15 protein-coding genes, 2 pseudogenes and 1 riboswitch are annotated in these 25,839 nt (G+C 28.1%); of the genes and pseudogenes, 12 read left to right on the top strand and 5 right to left on the bottom strand.

What is annotated here, in order from left to right; all coding sequences use genetic code 11:
• Positions 1-119: 119 nt before the first annotated feature.
• The 5 genes from HMPREF0216_RS02005 to HMPREF0216_RS01985 all read left to right on the top strand — a co-directional run bounded on the left by HMPREF0216_RS02005 (position 120) and on the right by HMPREF0216_RS01985 (position 9,876).
• Complete coding sequence (locus HMPREF0216_RS02005) at positions 120-3,659, top strand: beta-N-acetylglucosaminidase domain-containing protein (protein ID WP_005210546.1); 3,540 nt, start codon at positions 120-122, stop codon at positions 3,657-3,659.
• 422 nt (positions 3,660-4,081) lie between these two features.
• Positions 4,082-4,259: riboswitch (Lysine riboswitch) on the top strand.
• 241 nt (positions 4,260-4,500) lie between these two features.
• Positions 4,501-5,943 carry a YfcC family protein gene (locus HMPREF0216_RS02000; RefSeq protein WP_005210544.1) on the top strand — a complete coding sequence of 481 codons (1,443 nt, stop codon included), beginning with the start codon at positions 4,501-4,503 and terminating at the stop codon, positions 5,941-5,943.
• A gap of 512 nt (positions 5,944-6,455) precedes the next feature.
• Complete coding sequence (locus tag HMPREF0216_RS01995; RefSeq protein WP_005210542.1) at positions 6,456-7,586, top strand: M20 family metallopeptidase; 1,131 nt, start codon at positions 6,456-6,458, stop codon at positions 7,584-7,586.
• Positions 7,587-7,881: 295 nt separating this feature from the next.
• Positions 7,882-8,397 (top strand): hypothetical protein, encoded by a 516-nt coding sequence (locus HMPREF0216_RS01990; protein WP_005210540.1) that lies wholly within the window; start codon positions 7,882-7,884, stop codon positions 8,395-8,397.
• 204 nt (positions 8,398-8,601) lie between these two features.
• A complete protein-coding gene (locus HMPREF0216_RS01985) occupies positions 8,602-9,876 on the top strand; it encodes a 4Fe-4S dicluster domain-containing protein (protein WP_005210538.1) in 1,275 nt (424 codons plus the stop codon).
• 178 nt (positions 9,877-10,054) lie between these two features.
• Here the strand turns inward: HMPREF0216_RS01985 and HMPREF0216_RS18060 are convergent, their stop codons facing one another.
• Both HMPREF0216_RS18060 and HMPREF0216_RS18055 read right to left on the bottom strand, forming a co-directional pair.
• Positions 10,055-10,393, bottom strand: coding sequence for a hypothetical protein (locus tag HMPREF0216_RS18060; protein WP_005210536.1), 339 nt, complete (start codon positions 10,391-10,393; stop codon positions 10,055-10,057).
• A 359-nt stretch (positions 10,394-10,752) separates the two neighbouring features.
• Complete coding sequence (locus tag HMPREF0216_RS18055) at positions 10,753-11,136, bottom strand: P-loop domain-containing protein (RefSeq protein ID WP_005210534.1); 384 nt, start codon at positions 11,134-11,136, stop codon at positions 10,753-10,755.
• Positions 11,137-11,517: 381 nt separating this feature from the next.
• Here HMPREF0216_RS18055 and HMPREF0216_RS01975 point away from each other — a divergent pair, with 381 nt between their 5' ends.
• The 4 genes and pseudogenes from HMPREF0216_RS01975 to HMPREF0216_RS16185 all read left to right on the top strand — a co-directional run bounded on the left by HMPREF0216_RS01975 (position 11,518) and on the right by HMPREF0216_RS16185 (position 16,746).
• On the top strand, positions 11,518-12,378 hold the full coding sequence (locus HMPREF0216_RS01975; protein WP_005210533.1) for a transporter substrate-binding domain-containing protein: 861 nt from the start codon (positions 11,518-11,520) through the stop codon (positions 12,376-12,378).
• A 164-nt stretch (positions 12,379-12,542) separates the two neighbouring features.
• Complete coding sequence (locus HMPREF0216_RS01970; RefSeq protein ID WP_005210529.1) at positions 12,543-13,223, top strand: amino acid ABC transporter permease; 681 nt, start codon at positions 12,543-12,545, stop codon at positions 13,221-13,223.
• Positions 13,210-13,931, top strand: a pseudogene (locus tag HMPREF0216_RS01965) (amino acid ABC transporter ATP-binding protein). Before HMPREF0216_RS01970 ends, HMPREF0216_RS01965 begins: the two are co-directional and overlap by 14 nt.
• 220 nt (positions 13,932-14,151) lie before the next feature.
• On the top strand, positions 14,152-16,746 hold the full coding sequence (locus HMPREF0216_RS16185; protein ID WP_051040647.1) for a tetratricopeptide repeat protein: 2,595 nt from the start codon (positions 14,152-14,154) through the stop codon (positions 16,744-16,746).
• Positions 16,747-17,053: 307 nt separating this feature from the next.
• On the opposite strand, the gene HMPREF0216_RS01955 is transcribed toward HMPREF0216_RS16185, so the two are convergent.
• The gene (locus HMPREF0216_RS01955; RefSeq protein WP_005210520.1) at positions 17,054-18,241 is read right to left on the bottom strand and encodes a cation diffusion facilitator family transporter; all 1,188 of its coding nucleotides are present in this window, start codon (positions 18,239-18,241) and stop codon (positions 17,054-17,056) included.
• Between the two features lie 275 nt (positions 18,242-18,516).
• On the opposite strand from HMPREF0216_RS01955, the pseudogene HMPREF0216_RS16655 reads away from it, so the two are divergent.
• Positions 18,517-19,811, top strand: a pseudogene (locus HMPREF0216_RS16655) (M18 family aminopeptidase).
• Positions 19,812-20,140: 329 nt separating this feature from the next.
• On the opposite strand, the gene HMPREF0216_RS16180 reads toward HMPREF0216_RS16655, so the two are convergent.
• Entirely contained in the window at positions 20,141-20,563 is a 423-nt protein-coding gene (locus HMPREF0216_RS16180) for a type II secretion system protein (RefSeq protein WP_005210512.1), read from the bottom strand.
• Positions 20,564-21,451: 888 nt separating this feature from the next.
• Positions 21,452-22,102: a response regulator transcription factor gene (locus HMPREF0216_RS17575; protein WP_040418526.1), complete on the bottom strand. Its 651-nt coding sequence runs from the start codon at positions 22,100-22,102 to the stop codon at positions 21,452-21,454.
• Between the two features lie 615 nt (positions 22,103-22,717).
• Between HMPREF0216_RS17575 and HMPREF0216_RS01930 the strand changes: the two genes are divergently transcribed.
• Together HMPREF0216_RS01930 and HMPREF0216_RS01925 are read left to right on the top strand one after the other, a co-directional pair.
• Positions 22,718-24,628 carry a polysaccharide biosynthesis protein gene (locus HMPREF0216_RS01930; RefSeq protein ID WP_005210508.1) on the top strand — a complete coding sequence of 637 codons (1,911 nt, stop codon included), beginning with the start codon at positions 22,718-22,720 and terminating at the stop codon, positions 24,626-24,628.
• A gap of 33 nt (positions 24,629-24,661) precedes the next feature.
• Positions 24,662-25,834 carry a DegT/DnrJ/EryC1/StrS family aminotransferase gene (locus HMPREF0216_RS01925; RefSeq protein ID WP_040418524.1) on the top strand — a complete coding sequence of 391 codons (1,173 nt, stop codon included), beginning with the start codon at positions 24,662-24,664 and terminating at the stop codon, positions 25,832-25,834.
• Positions 25,835-25,839: the final 5 nt, after the last annotated feature.

The following is a 25,839-nucleotide window of genomic DNA, read 5'->3' as shown; positions in this document are numbered from 1 at the left end:
TCGAATATAGAAATCTGATAATTAAATTTGCCTAATAATATCGGATAAAATATAAGATTTAAATGATATAGTTAGGTGAAAATTTAACTATCAAATACTTTTATAGGGGGAATTAAAAAATGAAACTAAAATCTAAAAATCTAAAGTGGTTGTCTAGAATTATGACAGTACTTATGTTATTTACATTAGTACCTAATGTTTTAGTATCTAATGCAAATGCTTTAGAAAATGAAAGAGGTACAAGCAGTGAGTATGAAATATACCCAATACCTCAAAATGTAGAATATGGTGACACTAATTTAAGTTTAGGCACAGAAGTAAACGTTGTAGTTGAAGAAAATATAGATGATGCAACAATTAATAGATTACTAGAAGTGCTATCTATTAAAGGAATTAATCATGAAGTAAGTAATGAAATAAAAGAAGGTAAAACAAACTTTTTAATTGGTATACACAATTCAAATGGAGTTGTAGATAATTATTTCACAGAAAATAATTTAAATGATACTGCTCATTTTGAAAATTTTGATGCTCATATATTATCAGTAAAAGATAATGTAGTTGCAGTTTTAGGTAAAGATACTGATGCTGCTTTCTATGGAATAACTACATTAAAGTTAATATTTAAGCAAGTAGAAGGTAATGAAATCAGAAACTTAGTAATTAAGGATTATTCTGATGGACAATGGAGAGGCTTTATTGAAGGATACTACGGTATTCCATGGAGCAATGAAAATAGAATGAGCTTAATGGAGTTTGGAGGAGACTTTAAGATGAATGCTTATATATTTGCACCAAAGGATGATGAGTATCACAGTCTTAAATGGAGAGATCCATATCCAGCTGAAAAATTAGCTGAAATAGAAGAACTAGTTGAAGTTGGATCTGCAACAAAGAACAAGTTTATATGGACAATCCACCCATTCTTAAAAGATGGAATGGACTTCTCAACAGAAGAAAATTATCAAGCTGAATTAGAAAAGATTATTGCAAAATTTGAACAATTATATAGCATAGGTGTACGTCAATTTGGTGTACTTGCAGATGATGCTGAAGGTGAAGCTGCAAATCAAGTTAAGTTAATGAATGATTTAGAAGCTTGGAGATTAGAAAAAGGTGATGTATATAACTTAATATTTGTTCCTAAGGTATATACAAAGGAATCTGCTGGCGGAGATGTTAATAATGAATACTTAAAGACAATTGGAACAATGCCAGAAACTATTGATATTATGTGGACTGGTGACGTAATCATGGGTTATGTAACTCAAGATACTTTTGAATTCTTTGAAGAAGCTGTAGGCCGTCAAGCATTTATGTGGTTAAACTGGCCAGTTAATGACATTAACAGCAAGAGATTATTAATGGGTAAAGGTGAAATGCTAGATCCAACAGTTACAAACTTTAAAGGAATTGTAACTAACCCAATGCAAGAAGCTCAAGCTTCTAAGACAGCTTTATTTGCAGTTGCTGACTATGGATGGAACAGAGCTGATTTTGATGTTGATAAGAGTTGGGAAGATTCTTTCAAATATATAGAACCAGATGCAGCTGAAGAGTTACACACATTTGCAAAGCATATGAGTGACCCATCTCCAAACTGGCATGGATTAACTTTAGAAGAATCTGAAGAATTAAGTCCAGTAATTGAAGAATTCACAAGAAAGTTATTTGCAAATGAATCAATTTTAGAATATAGCAAAGTTGTTTTAGCTGAATATCAAGAAATATTAGATGCTACTAATAACTTCGCAACAAAATCTCAAAATGAATTATTAAAGAGTGAAATTAAAGGCTGGGTTGATTCTTTAAGAGATGTAGTTGAGTCAACTATGGCATATGTAAATTCAGCAGTTGCTTTTGAATTAGGAAACTATGATGAAGCTATGAGATACTATGTTAAAGGTGAAGAAGAATATACTGCTTCAAGAGCTCATAGAGTTCCAGCAATAAATAATGGACAAACTAGACCAGAACCAGGTACAAAACGTTTAGTACCATTTGCAAAAGATTTATCTAGATTAATCAGTGATAAATTCACTCAATTAATTAATCCAGATGAAACTAAATTAACACTTTTCCCTTACACAAATATGAGACCTAACTTATATTGGGGACATATTCAAAACATAGTAGATGGTGATAATGCTAGATTATCATGTATGTGGGTACGTGGAAGTGCTAGAGAAGGTGATTATGTTGCTGTAGAATTAAGTCAAGTAACAGAAATCAATAATATAATATTTGAGCATGGTGAACCAGGTGCTGGAGATGGATTCAATTATGTTAAATTCCAATACTCTATGGATGGAGAAAATTGGACAGATTTAAATGATCAAGCATATGGTCCAAATCTTCAAAAAATAGTTATAGACAACTTAAATGTAACAGCTAAGTATGTAAGAGCTATACCAACAGGTGAAATTTTAAATAACTGGATATCAGTTAGAGAATTCTCAGTAAATAAAGATGATGCAGATCATATTGTAAGAAATGTTTATACGAATGTTGAAGCATTAGCAGACAATAAAGTAGATATTTTACCATCTAATGCAACACTTGCAGATGTAAATGGTATTACATTAGCTGAAGGTCAATATATTGGTATAAAATTAAATAAAATTAGAGAATTAACAAATATTATTGCTGAAATTACAAACAATGATAAGTTAACATTAGAAACATCAATCAATGGTGTTGAATGGACAACTGTGGAAAATACAACTAATAAAGTAGCAGCACGTTATGTTCGTATTGTTAATAATACAAAAGATGCAGTTACATTTGATGTTACAAGTTTAGCAGTAGAGTACTCAGATACTGATGTTACATTTGATATAAGACCAGCTGCAGAAGCTAAATTTGAACCAACTAACTTAATTGATGGTAAATTAAGCACAGCATTTAAACCACAAGTAAATGCACCTAAGACAGGTAGTCTTGTATACAAAATTTCTGATAACACAGAAATAACTAGCTTTACTATAATACAAGCTCCATCAACTACTTCAGATGCAGTTGTTTCAGTAAGAACTGAAAATGGTTGGGTTGAAATTGGTTCATTAGGAACTATCACAAACTCTTTCGATACATCTAACTTTAAGAATGTATTTGAAATAAAGGTTGCATGGGATGGAGTAGCTCCAACACTTTATGAAATAGGAACTTCAACAATGAAAGATGTTGTAGAAGTTAATAAGGCTGAATTAGAAGAATTAATCGCTAAGGCTGAAGTGCTTAAGGCTGAAGAATATACAACTGAAACATGGTCAGTATTAGAAAATGCATTAAAAGATGCTAAAGCTGTAATGGCTAATGAAGAAGCTACTCAAGAAGAAGTTAATAATGCAGTTGTTAAATTAAATGAAGCTATTGAAGCTTTAGTTAAAAATACAGAAACTCCAGATGAAGATAATAAACCAGGAGACGATAACAATTCAGGTGATGACAATAATTCAGGAGATGACAACAAGCCAAGTGAAGATGTTAAACCAGTACCTCCAACAACTGGTGGAAACAATTCAGGAAATGGATCAACAAATAACAAACCAGGTAAAGGGGAATTACCTAACACTGGAGGACAATCAGCAGCTATAGCACTTACTATTGGTGGAATTATATCAACATTAGGTGCAGTAGGACTGAAAAAAAGAAAGTAACATTGCGATAATATATAATAAGTAACAATGTATAAATAAGAAAATAAAAAGTGATGATACAACATTGTAGAAGTTTATATTCTAAAAATGTGTATCATCATTTTTTATTTGATATTATATTTTTTATATTAATTAAAATAAAAAAAGGAGCAGGGGAATACTCCTTTGTAAAATGGGGGACGAGATATATAATAATATATCTGTTTACAATTATGGTCCATATTGGAATTTTTATTCAAAAATAATAAAAAAATTTATTTTATTAAAATCCACTTTTATATTTGTCTAAAAGTGGAGAATGAGTAATAGTGAAATTTAAAAAATATTGTATAAAAATTTAGAAATACGAATAAAAATAAATTAATGCTTTACTTCATTTGTAGTATAATGTATACTTATAGTATAAAATGAAAAGTAAATATAAAGTGGATAGAGGTTGCGATATTTAATAGTATGTTTACAGAGTTAAGCAGCAAGGAAGTAAACAGAAAGGAAATTTCGCCGAAACATATAACTGAAGCTTTAAGGTTATTATGTTGGGGTTATATAGAATATGTATAACACTGTCACAAAAAGGATTTGTGATGAGCTATTACTATGGACAGAACTTTAATAATAAGTAATTATTAAGGAAAAGGTAAGTACAGTCTTGAGTAATAATCTCAAGGCTTTTTTTATTGAGATGTATGTAAGTAATAAAAATGTCTAACAAATCAAAGCGTGAAGAGCTATCACTAAAGATGAAGAGTTAGAAGTTTAATACTTAGATAGTATGATTAGATTTCCTTGAGTCTTGAGTGATAATGCTCAAGACTTTTATTTTTTAGGAGGAGTTTAAATTATGCAAAACGTTGCAGAAGAAAGAAAAAGAGGATTTTTTAGTAAATTTTCTAATGGTGTAAAAATACCACATACTTTAGTTATTATTTTTGCAATAATAGTACTAGTTGCCATAGCAACATACATAGTTCCAGGGGGAGCTAATGAAAGAGCAGTAACAGAAGTTAATGGTCAAAGTAGAACTGTAGTTTTAAATGGATCATTCCAATATGTTCAAAATGAGTCACAAGGATTATTCCAGGTTATGCAAGCACCAGTACAAGGTATTGAGCAAGCAGCAGAAATTATTGCTTTCTTATTTGTAGTAGGTGGAGCATTTAGTTTAATAACAAGAACAAAAGCTATTGATTCAGCTATAGCTAAGGTTGTATCTGCATTTAAAGGTGCTGAAATATTAATTATTCCTATAGTATTTGTAATGTTCTCATTAGGTGGAGCAACTTTTGGTATGACTGAAGAAGCTATACCGTTTATAACAATATTAGTTCCATTAATGCTAGCACTTGGATTTGATAGTATATTAGCAGTTGGAATTAGTTATTTAGCATGTATCGTAGGGTTTGCATCAGCTATGCTTAACCCATTTACAGTAGGAATTGCACAATCAATTGCTGAAATTCCATTATTCTCAGGGGTTGCATATAGAACTATTATATGGGTTATTACAACAGCAGTAACAATTGCATTCTTAATGATTTATGCAGTTAAGATTAAGAAAAACCCAGAATTTAGTCCAATGTACAAACTAGATAAAGAAAAACATGAAAAATTAGCACAAACTCAAAGTGAAGAAATTAAATTTACAATTCAACATAAAATTATTATAGCTTTAATAGGTGTTTGTTTAGCCGTTGTTATATGGGGAGTATTAACTCAAGGATTCTGGATTCCAGAAATAGCAGCAGTATTCTTAATAACAGGTGTTGTTTCAGGAATAATCGGTGGATTAAAAGCAGATGAAATGGCAAATGCATTTATAGATGGAGCTAAGGATATGATAGGAGCTGCAATGATAATTGGATTTGCAAGAGCTATAGTAATAATAGCTGAAAATGCTCAAATCATAGATACAATATTATATGGTTTATCATCATTTATAGGTAAGTTACCATCATTATTAGCTGCATGTGTTATGTTACCAGTTCAAATGTTTATAAACTTCTTTGTTATTTCAGGTTCAGGACAAGCAGCATTAACTATGCCAATATTAGCACCACTTGGTGATTTACTTGATATATCAAGACAAACAACAGTTTTAATATTCCAATTAGGGGATGGTTTCTCAAATGCTATATTCCCAACATCAGGAGTATTAATGGCTTGTTTAGGAATGGCAGGAATACCATATTCAAAATGGTTTAAATGGATAATGCCATTACAAATCATACTATTTGCATTAGGTATAATATTCATAACTTGCGCTATGCTAATGGGATGGGCATAAAGGAACAAGAATAACCGTTAACGAAAAAATGAAAATATAACTTACAGAAACTGATATGATTTCACTAAGAATTTATATCATTATTTCCAGAAAAACTGCTAAAGTCCTAAAGCACCCTTAACGGTTGCATCGACTTATTAACGCAGTTTTTCTTACAATAATGATTAAATTCTAGAGCTTATCATATATGTTTCTTCAGTTATGTTTTCATTTTTTCTATGACTACTTCTTGTTTTAAATAAAGAGAACTATAAGCTAATTATTTGTCATTAAAAGATATAAGCTCAAAAGTTAACTATTTGTTGTTAAAAGGTATAAATAAAATTATAAGTTAGTTATTTGTTATTAAGGATGATAATGAATTAAAAATAGTTAGTATACCTAATTTAAAGAATTAAGTATTTATTATTTAATAATTGTAAGAAGTAAATAATTTAGGTTGAAATAAATAATAGTATTTTTATATAAGAGAAGTGTAAAGATAAAGATAGATATAGTGGGAGGTCGTTAGAATGAAAGAAAGATTATTTAGTGAAGGTCAATTAATTAAGGAAAGATTAGCTGAAATAAGTGATTATATTTATAGAAATCCTGAGCTTGGAAATGAGGAATATAAGGCAGCGGAAGCTTTAACTTCTTTCTTAAAGGAGCATAATTTTTCAGTTGAAAGTAATATAGCAGGGATGGAAACTGCATTTAAGGCAACTTTTGAAAGTGGAAAACCTGGATTAACAGTAGGATATTTATGTGAGTATGATGCTTTACCTAAAATAGGGCATGGATGTGGCCATAATATGATAGGGGTTATGTCAGCTGGTGCAGGTGTAGTTTTAAGTAAGGTGTTATCAGAAATTGGAGGAAAAGTTATAGTATATGGAACTCCAGCAGAGGAAACTAATGGAGGAAAAGTTATTTTAACTGAAGCTGGTGTATTTGATGAATTAGATGCAGCTATGATAGTTCACCCAGATGGAGAAACAAGAGCTAGTGGATCAAGTAGTGCATTATATCCACTAAGATTTATATACAAAGGAAAAACAGCTCATGCAGCATCATGTCCAGAGAAAGGAATAAATGCACTAAATAGTGTTATTCAATTATTTAATGGTATAGATGCACTTCGTCAACATGTAACTCCAGATGTAAGAATGCATGGAATAATAACAAAAGGTGGCGTTGCAGCTAATATAGTTCCAGATGAGGCAGTTGCAGATTTCTATTTTAGAGCATCTACTAAAGAAAGAGTAACTGAAGTTGTAGAGAAGGTTAAAAAAATTGCAGAAGGTGCAGCTTTGATGACTGGAGCAACACTTGAAATGGAAAGATATGAATTACCTTATGATGATTTAAAAACTAATGAGACATTATCAGAAATGTTTAATGAAAATTTAAGAGCATTAGGAATTACAGATATAAAAGAAGCTAAAACTACAGGTGGTTCAAGTGATATAGGAAATGTAAGTCATGTTGCACCAACTATACATCCATATATAGGTATAACAGATTGCCCAATGGTTGGACATAGTGTTGAAATGGCAAAAGCTACTACAACAAGTAAGGCGCATGATAGATTATTAATAGCTGCACTTGCAATGGCATATACAGGTTATGATATTATTAATAATGGTAAAAGTTTAAGATAATATAATCACATATTATAGATAGAAAGCATTTGGTAAGATTAAGTATTCTTGCTAGATGCTTTTATTATACTCAATTTTAATTAAATGAAGCTTATGCTTTTTGATAAGTAATTAAAAGTATTTAAATAAAATAGTCCTTTCATTTTTGTAAGAGTTAAAGTTAAATAAGAGTTAAAATCAATATAGATAGCATAGATTTTATTAAAGAGAAAATAGGTATTAAGCTTTAGGTTTTACATTTTTAATTTTCTATTAACGAGGTATTTTTAATAAATAGGATAGAAGGGGGATTTTTATGAGGAGAATACTAATATCAATAGCATTAGGAACTTCAATGTTTGCTTTAGTTTCATGTGGTAATAAGGTAGTTAATGAGGCAGATATAAAAAATAAATATCCAATTGATTCTTATCTTAAAAAGGGAGCAACCTTAGATGAATATCTTTTAAATGGAACAGCTGTATTAAAAGATACAAATGGTGAAAAGTTTTTTGCATGTGAGAATAGTAGTTATAAAGTTATATTAAGTGATGATGGAGTTATAGTGCCTTACATTGTTATAAATAATATTCCATATTATTATGATGGCGAAATTAATAAAAAAGAAGCACCTAAGGAATTAAATAAGTCAGGTAAAATAAATACCTTTGGTGGAACTATAGAAGGAATTGAAGAGAGTAATGATGGAGGTTTTAGTTTTATTAATAGCTTAGTTGTTTACAAAGACAAGGATAATAATGATTTAGTATATACACAATATAAAGATGAAGAAGGATATTTAGTTTGGAAAGGTTATAAATTAATGCAATGAGAATAAATATAATTATATATGGAAAAGATTATAAATATATTTAATTTATAATTGAAGAGCCAATAGATATTTAAGCTATTGGCTTTTATTAATTTAGATAATTGCTTTTTATATACACAATATTTAATTAACTTTGAATATGAAAATATCTCAAATATAAAAGTAGGGTAAGTAAAGTTTTATGAATTAAAGGGGTGTTAAAGAATGTCGCATATAGTTGGCAAATCAGCATACAAAAGCTTAGAAGAAAGGTTAAATAGATTCCCACAAGGAGCACCTTCATCAGATACACTTTATAAGATATTAGAAATATTATTTGATAAAAAAGAGGCAGAACTAGTAGCGCAATTGCCTATAAAGCCATTTAGTGCAGAAAAAGCGGCTAAAATATGGGGAATGAAAATAGGTGAAGCTACAAAGGTTTTAGATAAGTTATCAAGCAAAGCAATACTTTTAGATGTTGAGCATGATGGCAAAAGGTCTTTTATAATGCCTCCACCAATGGCAGGATTTATTGAATTTAGTATGATGAGAACTAGGGGAGATATAGATCAAAAGCTATTAGCAGAATTATATTATCAATATTTAAATGTTGAAGAGGATTTTATTAAGGAGCTTTTTTATAGTACAGAAACTAAGTTAGGTAGAGTATATGTGCAGGAAGCAGTTTTAAGTAATGATAGTTCTGTAGAGATTTTAGACTATGAAAGAGCATCACATATAATAAAAACAGCAAGTCATATAGGAATTAGTACTTGTTATTGTAGACATAAAATGCATCATGTAGGAAAAGGATGTGATGCACCAATGGATATATGTATGACTTTTAATAATACAGCTGCATCATTAATAAAATATGAACATGCAAGACAAGTAGATGCATCAGAATGTTTAGAGCTTTTAGAAGTTGCTTATGAAAATAACTTAGTACAATGTGGTGAAAATGTAAGAAAGGGTGTAAATTTCATTTGTAATTGCTGTAGTTGTTGCTGTGAAGCTATGGTAGCAGCTAAAAAGTTTGGTGTTATGCATCCTGTAGAAACTACTAATTTTATTGCTGAAGTTAATAAGGATACTTGTGTTAATTGTGAAAAATGTATAAAGAAATGTCCAGTTGGCGCTATAAAAAGTGTAGTTATAAATAAAGGAACACCGATGGAGAAAACTATAGCAGAAGTTGATAAGAATTTATGCTTAGGATGTGGAGTATGTGTTAGAAATTGCTTTAATAATAGCCTTTTATTAAAATCTAGAGGAAAGAGAATAATCACACCTGCAACATCTGTCCATAGAGTTGTACTTATGGCTATTGAAAAAGGTCAGCTTCAAGATTTGATATTTGATAATAGAGCATTATCAAGTCATAGAGCTATGGCTGCAATATTATTATCAATTTTAAAATTATCGCCAGTAAAAAAAGCAATGGCAAGCAAACAAATGAAATCAATATATTTAGATAAATTATTAGATACAAAGTAAATTTAATATTATTATTAAATTAATTTTAAAGAGAATTGTCTTATAATAGATAGTTATTTTAAAAAATGATTTACTTTTGTAATTTTAAGCTATATCTTCAATAAAAAATTGAATTTTAATAAATTGGCCCCAGGGGTGAATCCAATATTTGTATTCACCCCTGGGGTCAATTTATTTGTTATTCATATTTTTCAAGTTTTTTAATAACTTTTTCATAAATATTGTCTGCTACACTAAAGTCCATTGCTTTTATATAATAAGCTTCTAATTCATCATGTAATACATGAGCATTATTTATTAATGAAACAGCCTTATTTACTAGTTCATAGAATAAATCACTATTATATTTAATTTCATCCTTCTTAGTAGAAGATAAATTAGATTTAGTATAATCAAATAAATTATATTCAATTCCTTTATAGTTACCTTGATTTATTTCATTATTAGTAATAATACAAGTTGAAACTTCAGGAATAAAAATATGCTCGATACGTTCAGGAATAAATGGATCATGCATATATTCAATGTAATAACCTTTCTTTTGACCACAAGTAGCTATAAATTTTAGAATATCAGTTTTACCAAGGCCAGGGCCACCAGTTAAAACATATTTTCTCTTAAAGTCTGTTATTAATGTATCTGTATAACTTATAATTCCATCTGGGGTAATAGCTGTAGCAAATAAGTGACGTTCATTTCCATAACCTATTTTTTCACTTTTAAATATATTATTTTTTAAATTTTCAATAAGATTTGAAACTTTATTAGAATCTAAAGATTCATAATTTAAACTACTCCAATCATCATGAATACATTTAGCAGACCCTAAAAATCTATAGGCTCTTTTAAATGATTTTCCTATTTCTTTATTTAGACTTATAATTTCTTTTTTATTTTTAGAAAGTGTTTAACATTTAGGGCATCACCCATATTAAGAATTTCATCTACTGCCCCAGGGGTAATAGGGTCAACTATGTGTGGAGATGTACCGTCAAGTAGTGCTATGTTTAACTCCTTTATTAAAACTCCATCTAAAGAGTTTGGATCTGAAGAGCAATGATGGTATTCAATTGTATAACCTTTGTTGGCAAAATATGCACCAACTTTCTTCATTAATTGAGACTTACCTGTACCAGGACCTCCTTTTATACAAAGTATACGTTTTGCATCATCTTGAGATAATACATATCTATATAGCGAATAAAAGCCTTTTGAGGTATTTCCACCAGGAAATAGGTGTCTCTCTTTTAATGTAGTCATTAAATTCACTCCTAAATTAAATAAGTATTCATAATAGTTTATTCAATAGATATGAAAAAATGGACAAAATTAAGTAAATATTTTATTGCAACTAAAATAATATTATATAAGGAGAATTTAAAATATAAAAAATATATATAATTTATACAAAAAATATGTATAAAAATATATAGAAGGAAAATAGAAAAATAAATTCAGATACATAATATATGTATATATGTGAATAAAATATGTTAATATGCATTGAAAATATAGAATTTTTGAATAAATATTATATTTTTTATAAAAGTTATAAAAAGGTATTGCATAAATATAAAACTGTGGTGTATAATTATGCCATAAGTTAAGGAAAGATTTGTTAAAATAAAGGGGGACTTAAATATGAAGAATGGATTATTAAAGAAGATAATGGCAGGTACATTATTAGGAATAATGACTATGGGGTTTGTAGGTTGTGGTTCATCAGGTAATGACTCTAAAGGTGAAAGTGTGGATTTATTAACAACAATTCAGGAAAAAGGAAAAGTAGTTGTTGGGATGAGTGCAGATTATGCACCATATGAATTCCACTACATAGATGAAAATGGTAAAGATGTTATTGGTGGCTTTGATGTTGATATAGCAAATGAAATAGCTAGTGCATTAGGAGTTGAATTAGTAATTCAAGAAATGGATTTTGATGCTTTAGTATCAGCATTACCAGCTGGAAAAGTAGACCTAGTAATTTCAGGAATGAATCCTACAGAAAAGAGAGCTAAAGTAGTAGATTTCTCAGATGTTTATTATAATTCACAACATGGAATATTAGTAAGAGCAGAAGATAAGGACAAGTTTAAAACTTTTGCTGATTTAGAGGGAGTAAAGGTTGGAGTTCAATTAGGTTCAACTCAAGAGGAAATAGCAAAAACAGAGATTCCTAATGTAGATTTACAACAATTAGCTAATGTTAATAACTTAATTTTAGAATTAAAGGCAGGGAAAGTTGATGCAATAGTTATGGAAAAGCCAGTTGCAGAAATGGCTGTTAAGAGTAATCCAGAATTAGCAGTTGGTATACCATCATATGAAGAGAAAACTGGAGGAAATGCAGTAGGAATTGCTAAGAATAATCCAGAATTATTAGCTAAAGTAAATGAAGTTATCAATGAGTTAAATGAAACAGGAAAAATGGATGAATATATATTAAAGGCTAATGAATTAGCAGCAACAGCTGATATAGTTGGAGAAGATGAAGAGGAATAATTTTAAAATATAAAGTTATTTTTATAAATGGGGCTATAAAAGTAATTATAGATATTTTAAATTATAAAAATAAAATTTAGTTATAGCAGAGTGTACAGAATTTAGGGGGCTATAGTACACTCTGCTAAATAGTAAATTTTATTTAAAAAGAGGGGGATAAGGAAATGAATCTTGATTTTAGTTTTGTGCCGGAGTATATACCTTATTATTTAGAAGGTGTTAAGTATACATTAGTAATTTCATTAATTACAGTAATTTTTGGAGCAATATTTGGTTCTGTATTATTTTTTATGAAAACTTCAAACTTTCATATATGGAGGATTAAGCCTTTAAAAATAATAGCAGTAGTTTATATTGAAATAATTAGAGGGACACCAATGCTATTACAAATCTTAATTATGTATGCTGGATCTAAAATGTTTTTTGGAATAGATTTAAGTCCATTTACATCAGCAATAATAGCTATTGCATTGAATTCAGCGGCATATGTATCAGAAATTGTAAGAGCTGGTATAGAAGCAGTGGACAAGGGGCAAATGGAAGCTGCAAGAAGTTTAGGAATGAGAAAAAGTACAGCAATGGTATTAATAGTAATACCTCAAGCTATAAAGAATATACTACCTGCTATAGGTAATGAATTTGTTGCAATAATTAAAGAATCATCAATGGCATCAATAATAGGTGTTAATGAGTTAATGTTTGCAGCAAAAGTAGTAGTAGGTTCAACATATCGTGGATTAGAACCATATATAGTAGCAGCAGGGTTCTATTTTATTATGACATTTACATTAGGTAGAATAATCTCACTTATAGAAAGGAGGATGAAGAGAAGTGATTCGCGTTAGTAATCTTCATAAAAGTTTTGGAAAAAATGATGTTTTAAAAGGAATAGATGAGCATATAGAAAAAGGAGAGGTTGTAGTTGTTATAGGGCCTTCAGGATCAGGAAAGAGTACATTTTTAAGATGCTTAAATCTTTTAGAAGAGCCAACTTCAGGTGAAATAATTTTTGAAGGAAATAGCCTAATGGAGAAAGGTGTGGATATAAATAAAATAAGAGAAAAGATGGGAATGGTATTTCAACAATTTAATCTTTTTCCACACAAAACTGTTCTTCAAAATCTGACTATAGCACCAATGAAGGTTAAAAAGCTTAGTGCAGAGGATGCTAAGAAAAAAGCAATGTCTTTACTTGATAGAGTTGGATTAGCTAACAAAGCAACAGCTTATCCTTCATCACTTTCAGGTGGTCAAAAGCAAAGAATTGCAATAGCAAGAGCTTTAGCTATGGAACCAGATGTTATGTTATTTGATGAACCAACATCAGCACTAGATCCAGAAATGGTTGGAGAAGTTTTAGTGTTATGAAGGATCTTGCAAAGGAAGGAATGACAATGGTAGTTGTTACTCATGAAATGGGATTTGCAAGAGAAGTTGGAGATAGAATCTTATTTATGGATAATGGAAACATAGTAGAACAAGGAACTCCAGAGGAAATTTTCAATAATCCTAAAAATCCAAGAACAATAGATTTTTTATCAAAGGTACTTTAGAAATTAATAAGTTAGTAAATTAATAAATGGAAAAATAAAGTCGGCTTAGGCCGACTTTATTTAATTTTATAGAATAATATTTAGAAAAATTATATTAATTAATTAAAATATTATATCAAAATTTGATTTTTTGATTCTTTAAAGCTTTTATAGTGTATTTTAACCTAATGTGTTCTCATATAATAGATTAATAGTACAAGTAATAGCAGATGGAGGAGTTATGGCCAGAAACTTTAGATATGATTTTCTCAAGCTAGAATTTGCACCAATATATGAAGATATAAAAGCTTTAGAAGAAAAGAAGGTTTTCAAAGAGATAAATGAAGGTATAGAAATATTAATAGATGATATTATTTATTTTATTTATAAAAAAAATAGAGTTTTATATGATGAAAATCTTAATTATTTAAAGAGGTTAGAGGTATTAAAAGAAATAAATATATTACCTAATAATATTTTTAATAAGATTACACTTTTGGTTGAAGAAATGAAAGATGAATCAAAGTTTCAAGGCACTGAAGAAGAAAAAGAGAAATTCTTTGATAGCAAAAGAGCTGATTTATATGAAATAATAGCTTGGTTTGTTACAAATTGTGGTGAAGAAAATTATTATTTAATAGCTAAAAATTTAAATGAGGATGAACTAAGAATATTTATAAAATATTTACCAGAATATAAAGCAACTACAGTATTAAAAAAGAAAATTGATTCTAAATCTATTGAGGAAGACGATGAGGAAAAGGAAAAGCAAGTAGCTAAATTAGTAGAGGCCGGAGAAAATTATTATTTGGGGCGTGGTGTTAGTAAAAGTAGCAAGAAGGCTTATGAATGTTTTTTAAATGCTGCTAAGTTTAAAAATGAATATGCTGAAAGCTACTTAGGACTTTTTTATGAAAAGGGCATAGCGGTAAATAGAAATTATGAAATTGCTTTTCAATGGTACTATAAAGCAGCTATTAAAGGAAATGCTTTTGCTCAATATGCATTAGGAATGTTATATTTTGAGGGAAATGGTGTAATCAAAGATTATTATAAAGCTTTTCTATGGTTCCAAAAAAGTGCTGAAAATGATTATGTAGAAGCATTTTATCAACTAGGTAGATGTTATTATTCTGGCTTTGGGTGTGAGGAATCAAAGGATAAAGCTTTTAAATGGTATCAAAAAGCAGCAGAAGAGAATTTTTCAGCAGCTCAATATGCATTATCACTTATGTATAAAAACGGAGAAGGTTGCGATACTAATATGATTAGCGCATATTATTGGATTGAAAAATCAGCTGAAAATGGATACGAAGATGCTTATTATATTATTGGTAAATCATACTTAGAAGGAATATATGTAGATGTAGATTATAAAAAGGCATTTTATTACTTAAATAAAGGATATGAAGCTTTAGATACAAGCTGTATAGAAGCCTTAGGTGATATGTATTTAAAAGGATGCATGGGAAAGAAAGATGTATATAAGGCATTAGAATTCTATAATATAGCAATAGATTATGGAGAAAAGGGACTGTTTTTTAAAGTAGGTAAAATATATGAAGAGGAAGGATTAATTAATCAAGCTGTAAAGTACTATGAGGAAGGACATAATGAAGGAAATTTAAAATGTACTCAAAGGCTTGGAATAATGTACTACAATGGTGAAGGTTTAGAGAGAAATTTGGACAAGGCAATAGAATATATGCAAATTGCAGTTCAAAAAAAAGAACCACATGCTATGTATGTTTTAGCTGTTGCATATTTAAGAACAAATAAATTTGGGGAAAAGACAACTGAAATATCAAAAGAATTATTAAAGAGAGCTTTTGAATTAAAATCACCGTATGCAGCAGAAAGTCTAGCTTCTCTAATGATTAATGAGCTTAAAGAGGGAAAAGAAATTAATAATGATGAGCTTATTAAATATATTAGATTTGGAGTAGAAAATGGATTAGAAAATTCAATATTTCAATATGGATATATTTATGAAAAAGGAATAGGCGTACCTCAAGATTTAGAAACAGCATATTATTACTACAATATTGCAGCAGAAAAAAACTCTATAAATGCAATAGTTAAAATTGCCGATTGGTATAAAAAAGGTATTTATTTTAAATGCAATATAGATTTAGCAATAAGGTGGTATGAAAAAGCAGCTGATATGGGAGATTTAGACGCAACAGAAAGCTTAATTGAAATTTATGAAAAGGGATTTGGCAATAGGCAAAGTGATTTAAAGGCTATATTTTATGTTTTTAAATTATGTGATTTAGATGTGCTTAAAGGAAAAGAAAAGCTTGCATATTATTGCTTTAAAGGAATAGGCATTGAGGAAAATGAGGAAAAAGGAAATGAGCTTATAAATGAAATAGAGGATATAGATAAAGGAAGTGCTGATTATTTAAGAGGTAAATTGGCACAAGAAAACTTTATTAAAATGTCTCAAGATGAAATAATAAAATTATATGAAGATGGCATAGAGCATGGAAATTTAAGATGCTATGGAGAGTTAGCTGTTTATTTATATAATAATAATTTATATGATAATGAGAAGTATGCAGATAAATTTGCTCTTGCAATGCAGGGAAAAGACTTAGGATCATATAAATGCTCATATATCTTTTTAAAACAAAAATTAAAAGAAGTACAAACCTCTAGCATAGTAACTATTGAAGAATTAATGATAGTTAAGAAAATAAAGCTTTTAATAAATAAAGGGGTATATGAGGGGATAGAAGATTTAAAAACATGGTACAAGACAAGGAAGGTAGAGGATAAGATAGGGTATCATGAACTTATGCAAAAAGCTTATTATTATAAAATCTATAATTAGCAGTAAGAATTTAAAAATAGTCCTATGATATCTTTGAAATTATATTTTTTAAATATGAATTGTTGAAAAGTATGTATAAAAAGCTTTATAGAGTTTAATAATAAGATATCTCTAAATATCTAATTCCAAAAATATAGCTTGTATTTTATGAAAAATAAATTATAAGCAGACATGATAAAAGCACATCATAAGATTAAATGTTCTTATGGTGTGTTTTTGTTTTGAATATCTCAATATAATTTTTAAATTATATTGAGACATCTTATTTTTCATTAATTTAGCTACTAAATTAAAAGCAGTAACTATATTAGTGATTATGATCAAGAGCTAAGTCTAATGTTATTACACAGTTACAATTAGGTAGTTTAGATTTAATATCCTTTTCTATATTATTTGATATTATTTCAGAGTATGAAGTATCCTTTAAAGACTCTGGATCAACAACTAAATCAAATATAAGATTTTTATTATCATCATTTCCAACAACTCTGAAGTCATGGAAAGATTTAATTTCAGGATATTTCTTTATTACAGATTCAAGTAATTTTCTTGCTTCAATAATTTCAGGAGTATCAACACAAATTGGATCCATATGAATTACAAGATATATGTTTAATTGCTTTGAAATTTCTCTTTCTGCAGTATCAATAATATGATGAATTTCCATTATATCAATAGTACTAGGAATTTCAGCATGAATTGAAGCCATTATTCTACCTGGACCATAGTTATGAATGATTAAGTCATGAAAACCTGTAATATTATCATAAGACATAACCATTTCAGTGATGCTATTAACTAAAGCTGGATCAGGTGGTTCTCCAAGTAATGGACTAAGTGTTTCCTTAATTAAGCTATATCCAGAGTAAACGATAGCTAATGCAACGATAATACCTATATAACCATCAAGTGGAAGTGAAGTAAATTTTGATAATAAAAATGAAATAACAACTGTTGTTGAAGTAAAAACGTCACCCATAGCATCAGTTGCAGTTGCTTTTAGAGCTGAAGAATTAATTTTAAATCCAATAGTTTTGTTAAATTTTGAAAGCCATACCTTAAAGAAAATAGAAACTAATAATAATATAAAAGGTATAATTTCAAAGGCAACTGGAGAAGGATTAATAATTCTTTCAAATGATGTTTTAACAAATTGTAATCCAACAAGCATAACCATAAAAGAAACTATCATTGCTGTTATATATTCAATACGACCATGACCAAATGGATGCTCAGCATCAGCAGGCTTATTTGCCATTTTAAAACCAACTATAGTAATTATAGAAGAGGCAGCATCAGATAAATTGTTAAATGCATCAGCCATAATTGCTACAGAACCTGAAAGTAATCCTACAGAAAGCTTAATTACAAATAATAGTGTATTAGTCAAGATTCCAATTATTCCAGCTAGATTGGCATAGGATTCTCTAACTTTAATATTTGAAACATCTTCACTATTTTTAATAAACTTTTTTACTAAAAAATTAGATAACATATAATTACTCCTAATATTAAAATTTATAGATATAAATAGTTATTACCGTTAATTGCATTTTATATCCTTTATAATATGCTAAAATACACCAAAACAAAAGTCAATATTATAACTATGGTCATTATAAAAAGTTTATGTTATTATATTTTGAAATTATTGTAATTTAATTAAGGATATATATTATTTTCTTTAGCACACAATTTAGTTGAAAAGTTGAGAATTATAGGAAAATGGGGTATATTAGTAATATACGTAATGTAAAGGAGTTAGAGAGTATGGAAAAGACGCTAGCATTAGAATTAGTAGACTTTTTATATGATAGCCCAAGTGCTTGTCATGGAGTAAAAGCTACACAAAAGATATTAGATGAAAATGGATTTGTTGAAATAAAAGAAACTGAAAAATGGAACTTAGAAGCAAAAGGTAAGTATTATGTTGTAAAAAATGATTCTGCTTTAATTGCTTTTGAAGTTGGTACTGGAGATATTGAAGAAACTGGTCTTAGACTTATAGGAGCACATACTGATGTACCTGGGTTTAGAATTAAACCAAATCCACAAATGATTTCAGAAGGTAAATATGTTAAATTAAACACTGAAGTTTATGGTGGTCCAATACTTCATACTTGGTATGATAGACCTTTATCAATAGCTGGTAAGGTATCATTAAAGGGAGCATCACCATTAAAGCCAGAAACTAGATTAGTTAATATAAATAAACCATTATTAATAATACCAAGCTTAGCTATACATATGAATAGAGAAGTAAATGAAGGATACAAAATAAACAGACAAGTAGATACACTTCCTTTATTAGGTCTTATTAATGATAAGTTGAAAAAGAAGATTATTTTAATAAAAATTCTTTTGAAGAACTTAATGTTAATAAAGAAGAGATATTAAACTTTGAACTTGGATTATATGAATATGAAAAAGGTTCATTAATAGGAATGAATGAAGAACTTATTTCTTCAGGAAGATTTGATGATTTATGGATGGTTTATGCAGGAATTAAGGCTTTAGTAGATAGCAGAGAAAATGCTGCGACTAAAGTTATGATTTGTGTTGATAATGAAGAAATTGGAAGCTTAACTGCTGAAGGTGCAAACTCTACATTATTAAATAATATATTAGAAAGAATTGCTTTAGGATTAGGCAAGGATAGAGAAGGATACTATAGAGCACTTGCTAATTCTATAATGATATCAGCAGACTTAGCTCATGCAGTTCATCCAAACTTAGGTGATAAGCATGATCCAACAAATAGACCAGTACTTGAAGGTGGTCCAGTATTAAAGATAGCTGCATCAGGAAGTTATAGCACAGATAGCTTTAATGGAGCAGTATTTGCTGGTGTTTGTGAAGCAGCAGGAGTTCCATTCCAAAAGTTTGTTAATAGATCAGACGTTAGAGGAGGGACTACAATAGGTCCTGTAACAGCAGCTAATTTAACAATACCAGTTATTGATATGGGAGCACCAGTTTTAGGAATGCACTCAATAAGAGAATTAGCATCTGTTAAAGATAACTACTATACAGTTAAAGCATTTACAGAGTTTTTTAGTCTATAATTTAATTAATTAAAACTAATATAAAATTAATTAGCAGATAAATTACTCTATATATAGATTTAATAATTTATTTAATTTTAAAAATTAAATAAATAATAAAAATGATGATATAAACTTTAAGAAGTTAATATTATTAAAGGGTGTTACTTAGTGAACTACTTAATAATATAAATTCCTATAGTTATATCATCATTTTATTTATAACATTAATTTAAGGTGATGAGAGAACAGTAAATTAATGTTTTAATATATTAAAATGCTTTTATAAAAAGCAATTAATATCATGTAGATATTACAAATAAATAGATTAGTAAAATAAAATTTCTATTTTAAGAACCTGATGTATCAGAAGAGTTTATTTCTTGGGGTTCACCGACAATACCATCTTTATATGTGAAAGTATACCTTTCCGTATCTAAAATATTTTTACAATGAGTTATAGTAAAATCATCAGGTAATTTAGAAATTGCTTTTTCTGGTATTAGGTCTGATGCTTTATCAATTACTTGAGCTACGGTAGGGTCGGTTGGAAGACCTGTATTTTTAAAACTTATAGATTCATAGGCAGTAACTATAGTTTTTGCTTCATTTAAAATTTTAGCTTTTTTAGCTTCTGTTATATATCCACCTATCTTAGGTGTAAGGGCTGTTGATAAAATACCTATTATAGCTAAGACTGCTACAAGTTCAATAAGGGTAAAACCACCTTTTTTCTTTTTGTTATTTTTAAAATTTTTCTTTGAAATAATCAATATTATTTCCTCCTATATATAATATTTTGTAATAATAGGGGAAAGTAAATAGATTTTTATTGAATTATATTTATGAATCAATTAAGTTTAAAAATATAGTGCAGTCTAAGTTTATTTATAGTAAGAAACTATTATTACATTACCAATTATTGACTTTAAATTAAAAGTTTATTCAGTTAAAAATAAGTTTTTTTATTTAGTGCATAAAATTTAGATAATAGGATAAAACATTAATAAGAGGTGGTAAATAATAATTTTAAATTTAGAAAATAGTGAAGGAAATATAATATGATCATTATATAGTAAAGACAATGTAATATAATTATTATATTTTATAAGAATTATTTTTTAGTTTAAAATATTAGCTATCTCTAGGGAGTTTTGGATTACAACATTTAAAAATGATTTGTTGATTTATGGCATTGTAGATTAACTCATTTTTAATAAGATTATATATTAAATTAGTAAAGCTTTATAAAGTGAAATGATGGTTCAAGTCTGTATTTAACTTTTTAAGCAACTTAAAAATTTAAACATAACTGCGGATATTTCAAGTTTAAACATACTGCATATTTAAATGGCATATTATTTTGCCAGAAACACTAAAGTTATGTAATGTACACTTGATAACAAGTCATTGGAGTGTAAAGGACTAATTAATTTATATATAATTGATTTAGGTTTATAGCTTTAATGAGAGAGAATCGTTAAAAGGTAAAATCTTTGGTTGATCCAAAACTCTTTTATTATTTTAATTAAAGATATTAATATAGTTTAAATAATAAGTTTTTAAAATAAGAGCTTTCATATTATGAAATATGAATATAAGTAATAAGCATAAAAGTCAATCAGTAGTAGTATTAATACTCCTACTGGTTGACTTTTTTATTAAAAAATAATTCCATATTCATAAGCATAAATAATTGCTTTTGTTCTATCATTAACATTAATTTTTATGAAAATATTACTGATATGTTTTTTCACAGTATTTTCACTGATATTAAGATTTTTAGCAATTTCCAAATTACTTAAACCTTTAGAAAGTTGAGACAGTATTTCAATCTCTCTTTTAGTTAAGTTATTTTTATTGGAATTTTGACCAGTGAGAGTAAGTGCAGTTTCAGATTCAATAAGTTTATAAAAAAATTCCCTATCATAGAATTTGAATCCAGTAGAAATTTTATGAATGGCATAGGTTATATCTTCTTGAGTAAAAGTACCAAGGATATAACCATCAATATTTAAATTTGATAGTTTAAGAAATATATCCTTACTTTCATTAAAATCAATAATTAATAATTTAAGATTGGGTTTAAAAGCTTTAACAGATAAAATTTTATCGAGAAATTCCCAATTTTCTTCTAATAAAACAGTAATCAAAATTACATTCCCATTTGATATATCATTTTTGCATGTAGATATATATTTCAAAAAATCATCAATTAAAAAAAATGAAGTTATATTTTTATACTTTTCTTTCAAGATTGATTTTATTCCGTAGTGAATCAATGGATATTTACATAATATAGAAATTTTCAAAAGAAACACCTCTAATCCAATTACATAATTTAACAATTTAATTATACACTAGTTCTATGTAAAAGTATACAAAGGTTTTAGAATAGAGAAGTATTCTAGAAAAATTAAATATAAATTTATGCTGTCAAGTAGATATAGTTTGAAACTTGTAGTGTAGCGTAATGAGTTAAGAAGCTATATATAAAATTAGTAGTACTACTTAGTATTAATTATAAATAAGTAGATAGTAGTATACTTAAAAAATTATAGAAGATGTTTAGTGAGGTGAAATATAAGAAAAATATACGAATATGTAGAAAAGATTTTAATTTAGACAATATATACAAATAATTTTATATAACAAAATGCATATTTAAAACTGAAGTTATTAGAATATTTCAGAATAATAGTATAAATATAAGAATAGTATAATTATGGATAAACGTAAAATTATTGAAACATATTGGATAACAAAATTTAAAAGAATAAGTAATCATTAATGAGCAATACATAATTAGTATTATTGTAAAAGTAGTACATAGGTAATACTTTATTATGAATAAAAATATACTTTATAATATATTAATTTTTTATTAAAAGGAATTTATACATAGCAATTATCATAGGGGGGAAATAATGCTTGGTATATCTATATTGAATTTGGATAAGAAGAAAAAAAATATACTATTAATTATTATTGATATATCAATAATAGTAATGTCTTACTATATTTGCAGTTTATTTTATTATGGTATGGATGAAAATATTAAAAATGAGCTAGTAGCAATAATAATAGCAATATTAGTATATGTATTATCTTTAAAGATTTTTAAAATGTATAACTGTATTTGGATTAATGCAGGAGCATATGAATTTACAGAATCAATAATGGCATCTATAAGCGGATTTATTATAACTTCAGTTATTATAGGAATTCTACCAATAATAAAGGTGCCAATAATAGTTAATATTATATCAGCAATATTAATAATGATAGGAACAACAGGGATAAGGTTATCTTTAAGAATAATAACTAGAGCTGTAACTTATTTTTCAGCAGATAGAGTTGCAGGAAAATATAATGTTTTAATAATTGGAGCTGGCTATTGTGCAGCAGCAATAATAAGAGAAATAAGAAAAGAAGAAAGTAGTAAATTTAATATTATAGGAATTATAGATGATGATATATCTAAAAAAAATAATTATTTAAATGGTGTAAAGATATTAGGCACACGAGAAGATATAGAGGAAATAGTAGATAGAGAAAATATAGATCAAATACTATTTGCAATTGTAAAAATAGATTCAAAAGAAAAAGCAAAAATATTAGATATATGTACTAATACTAAAGCAAAGGTTAAGGTTATTCCTGGATACCATCAGATATTAGAAGATGGAACCTTAATTAATAAAATGAGAGATATAGATTTAAAGGACTTAATTGGAAGAGAAGAAGTTGAGTTAGATAAATGTGGAATAGAAAGTTATATAAAAGATAAGGTTATTTTAGTAACTGGTGGGGGAGGGTCTATAGGCTCAGAGCTATGTAGACAAATTGCAAAGTTCAATCCAAAATTACTTTTAATATTAGATATATATGAAAATAATGCGTATGATTTACAAAATGAATTAAATTACACTGATCCACAATTAAGAAAAAAAGTTATTATTGCATCAGTAAGAGATAAACAAAGAATAAACCAAATAATAAGTAAGTATAAGCCCAATATAATTTTTCATGCAGCGGCCCATAAGCATGTACCGTTAATGGAGGATAATCCAACAGAAGCAATAAAAAACAACGTACTTGGTACATTAAATATGGCTCAACTTGCAAGTGAATATAAGGTTGATAAGTTTGTATTAATATCCACAGATAAAGCAGTTAATCCAACAAATGTAATGGGTGCTAGTAAGAGACTTTGTGAAATGATAGTTCAAGCTATTAATAATGAAAAAGATAATGAAACTGAATTTGTTGCAGTTAGGTTTGGAAATGTACTTGGAAGTAATGGCTCAGTGATTCCACTATTTAAAAAGCAAATAAAAAATGGTGGACCTATAACGCTAACTCATAAAGATATAACAAGATATTTTATGCTTATACCAGAAGCGGCACAGCTAGTACTTCAAGCTGGTGCATATGCAAAAGGTGGAGAGGTTTTTGTACTTGATATGGGAAGTCCAGTAAAAATATATGATTTAGCAGAAAATCTAATAAAACTTTCAGGATATACTCCAAATAAGGATATAAAAATTGAAATAACAGGATTAAGGCCAGGAGAAAAATTATATGAAGAATTACTAATGAACAATGATAATTTAACAAAAACAGCTCATGAAAAAATATTTATAGATAGACCTGAAAGTAAATCTTTAAATAAATTACTTTTAGAAATAGAAGAACTTGTTTCTATTTCTAAGATTGGCAATAAGAATATGCTAATTGATAAATTAAAAGAAATTGTGCCAACATATAGTTCACCTGAAATATATAATAACAAAAAAATATTAGAGGAAGTATCAGTTACTGCAAAAGATAGGTAGAAATAAATGAATAACTTAGAGGAGATGAAGTTAATGGAGAAAAAATCATTATATAAAGAAAATAAGAGGATATATTTAGCATCTCCTCATATGGGGGGATTAGAAAAAAAATTTATTAATGAGGCATTTGAAAGCAATTGGAGTGCACCACTTGGACCTAATGTTGATAGTTTTGAAAATGAGATACGTGATTATGTTGGAGTAAAAGCTGCCGTAGCATTATCATCAGGAACAGCAGCTATACATTTAGCATTAAAGTTAATAGGCATTAATAAAGGAGATTTAGTATTTTGCTCGTCATTAACATTTGCAGCAAGTTGCAATCCAATAATTTATGAAGGCGGACAACCAGTATTTATAGATTCTGAAATAGAGAGTTTAAATATGTCGCCTAAGGCATTAAAAAAAGCATTTGAGTTTTATGAAAAAACAGGACAAAGACCAAAAGCAGTTATTGTAGTGCATTTATATGGACAAAGTACTGATATGGATAAAATTAAAGAAATATGTGATTTCTATAATACTCCAATAATTGAGGATGCAGCAGAAAGCTTGGGAGCAACGTATAAAGGTGTTATGACAGGGACTATTGGAAAATATGGTATCTATTCATTTAATGGAAATAAGATAATAACTACTTCAGGAGGTGGAATGCTTGTTTCAAATGATGAAGAAGGTATAAGAAAGGCTAGATTTTTGGCAACTCAAGCTAGAGAAAATCAACGATATTATGAACATGTAGAGTTGGGATACAACTATAGAATGAGTAATATTTGTGCAGGAATCGGAAGAGGACAAATTAGAGTTTTAGAAGATAGAATAGCTAAAAAGAAATATATATATGAGAAATATAGAGAAGCATTTAAAGATATTAGTGATATTGAAATGGTTCCAATATGTAATTATGGAGAGCCAAACTATTGGCTAAGCGTAATTTTGTTAGGGAAAAGTTCTAAAGTTAAACCTATAGACATAATATTAAGACTAGAAGAGCGAAATATAGAATCAAGGTATATATGGAAGCCAATGAATTTACAACCATATTATAAGGAGTGTAAATTCTTTAAGGAAAGGGATAAAGAAATTAGTATTTCAGAGGATATATTTAATAGAGGGGTATGTCTTCCATCAGATACTAATATGAATGATGAGGAAATAGCAAAAGTTATTGAAAATATTAAAGAGTTATTTATAAGAAATAATTAGGTGAG

It is taken from the genome of Clostridium celatum DSM 1785, assembly GCF_000320405.1.
GTDB classification, from domain to species: Bacteria; Bacillota; Clostridia; order Clostridiales; family Clostridiaceae; genus Clostridium; species Clostridium celatum.
Note: the sequence above shows the minus strand (reverse complement) of the source record. Positions and strands in the feature narration are given on the sequence as shown.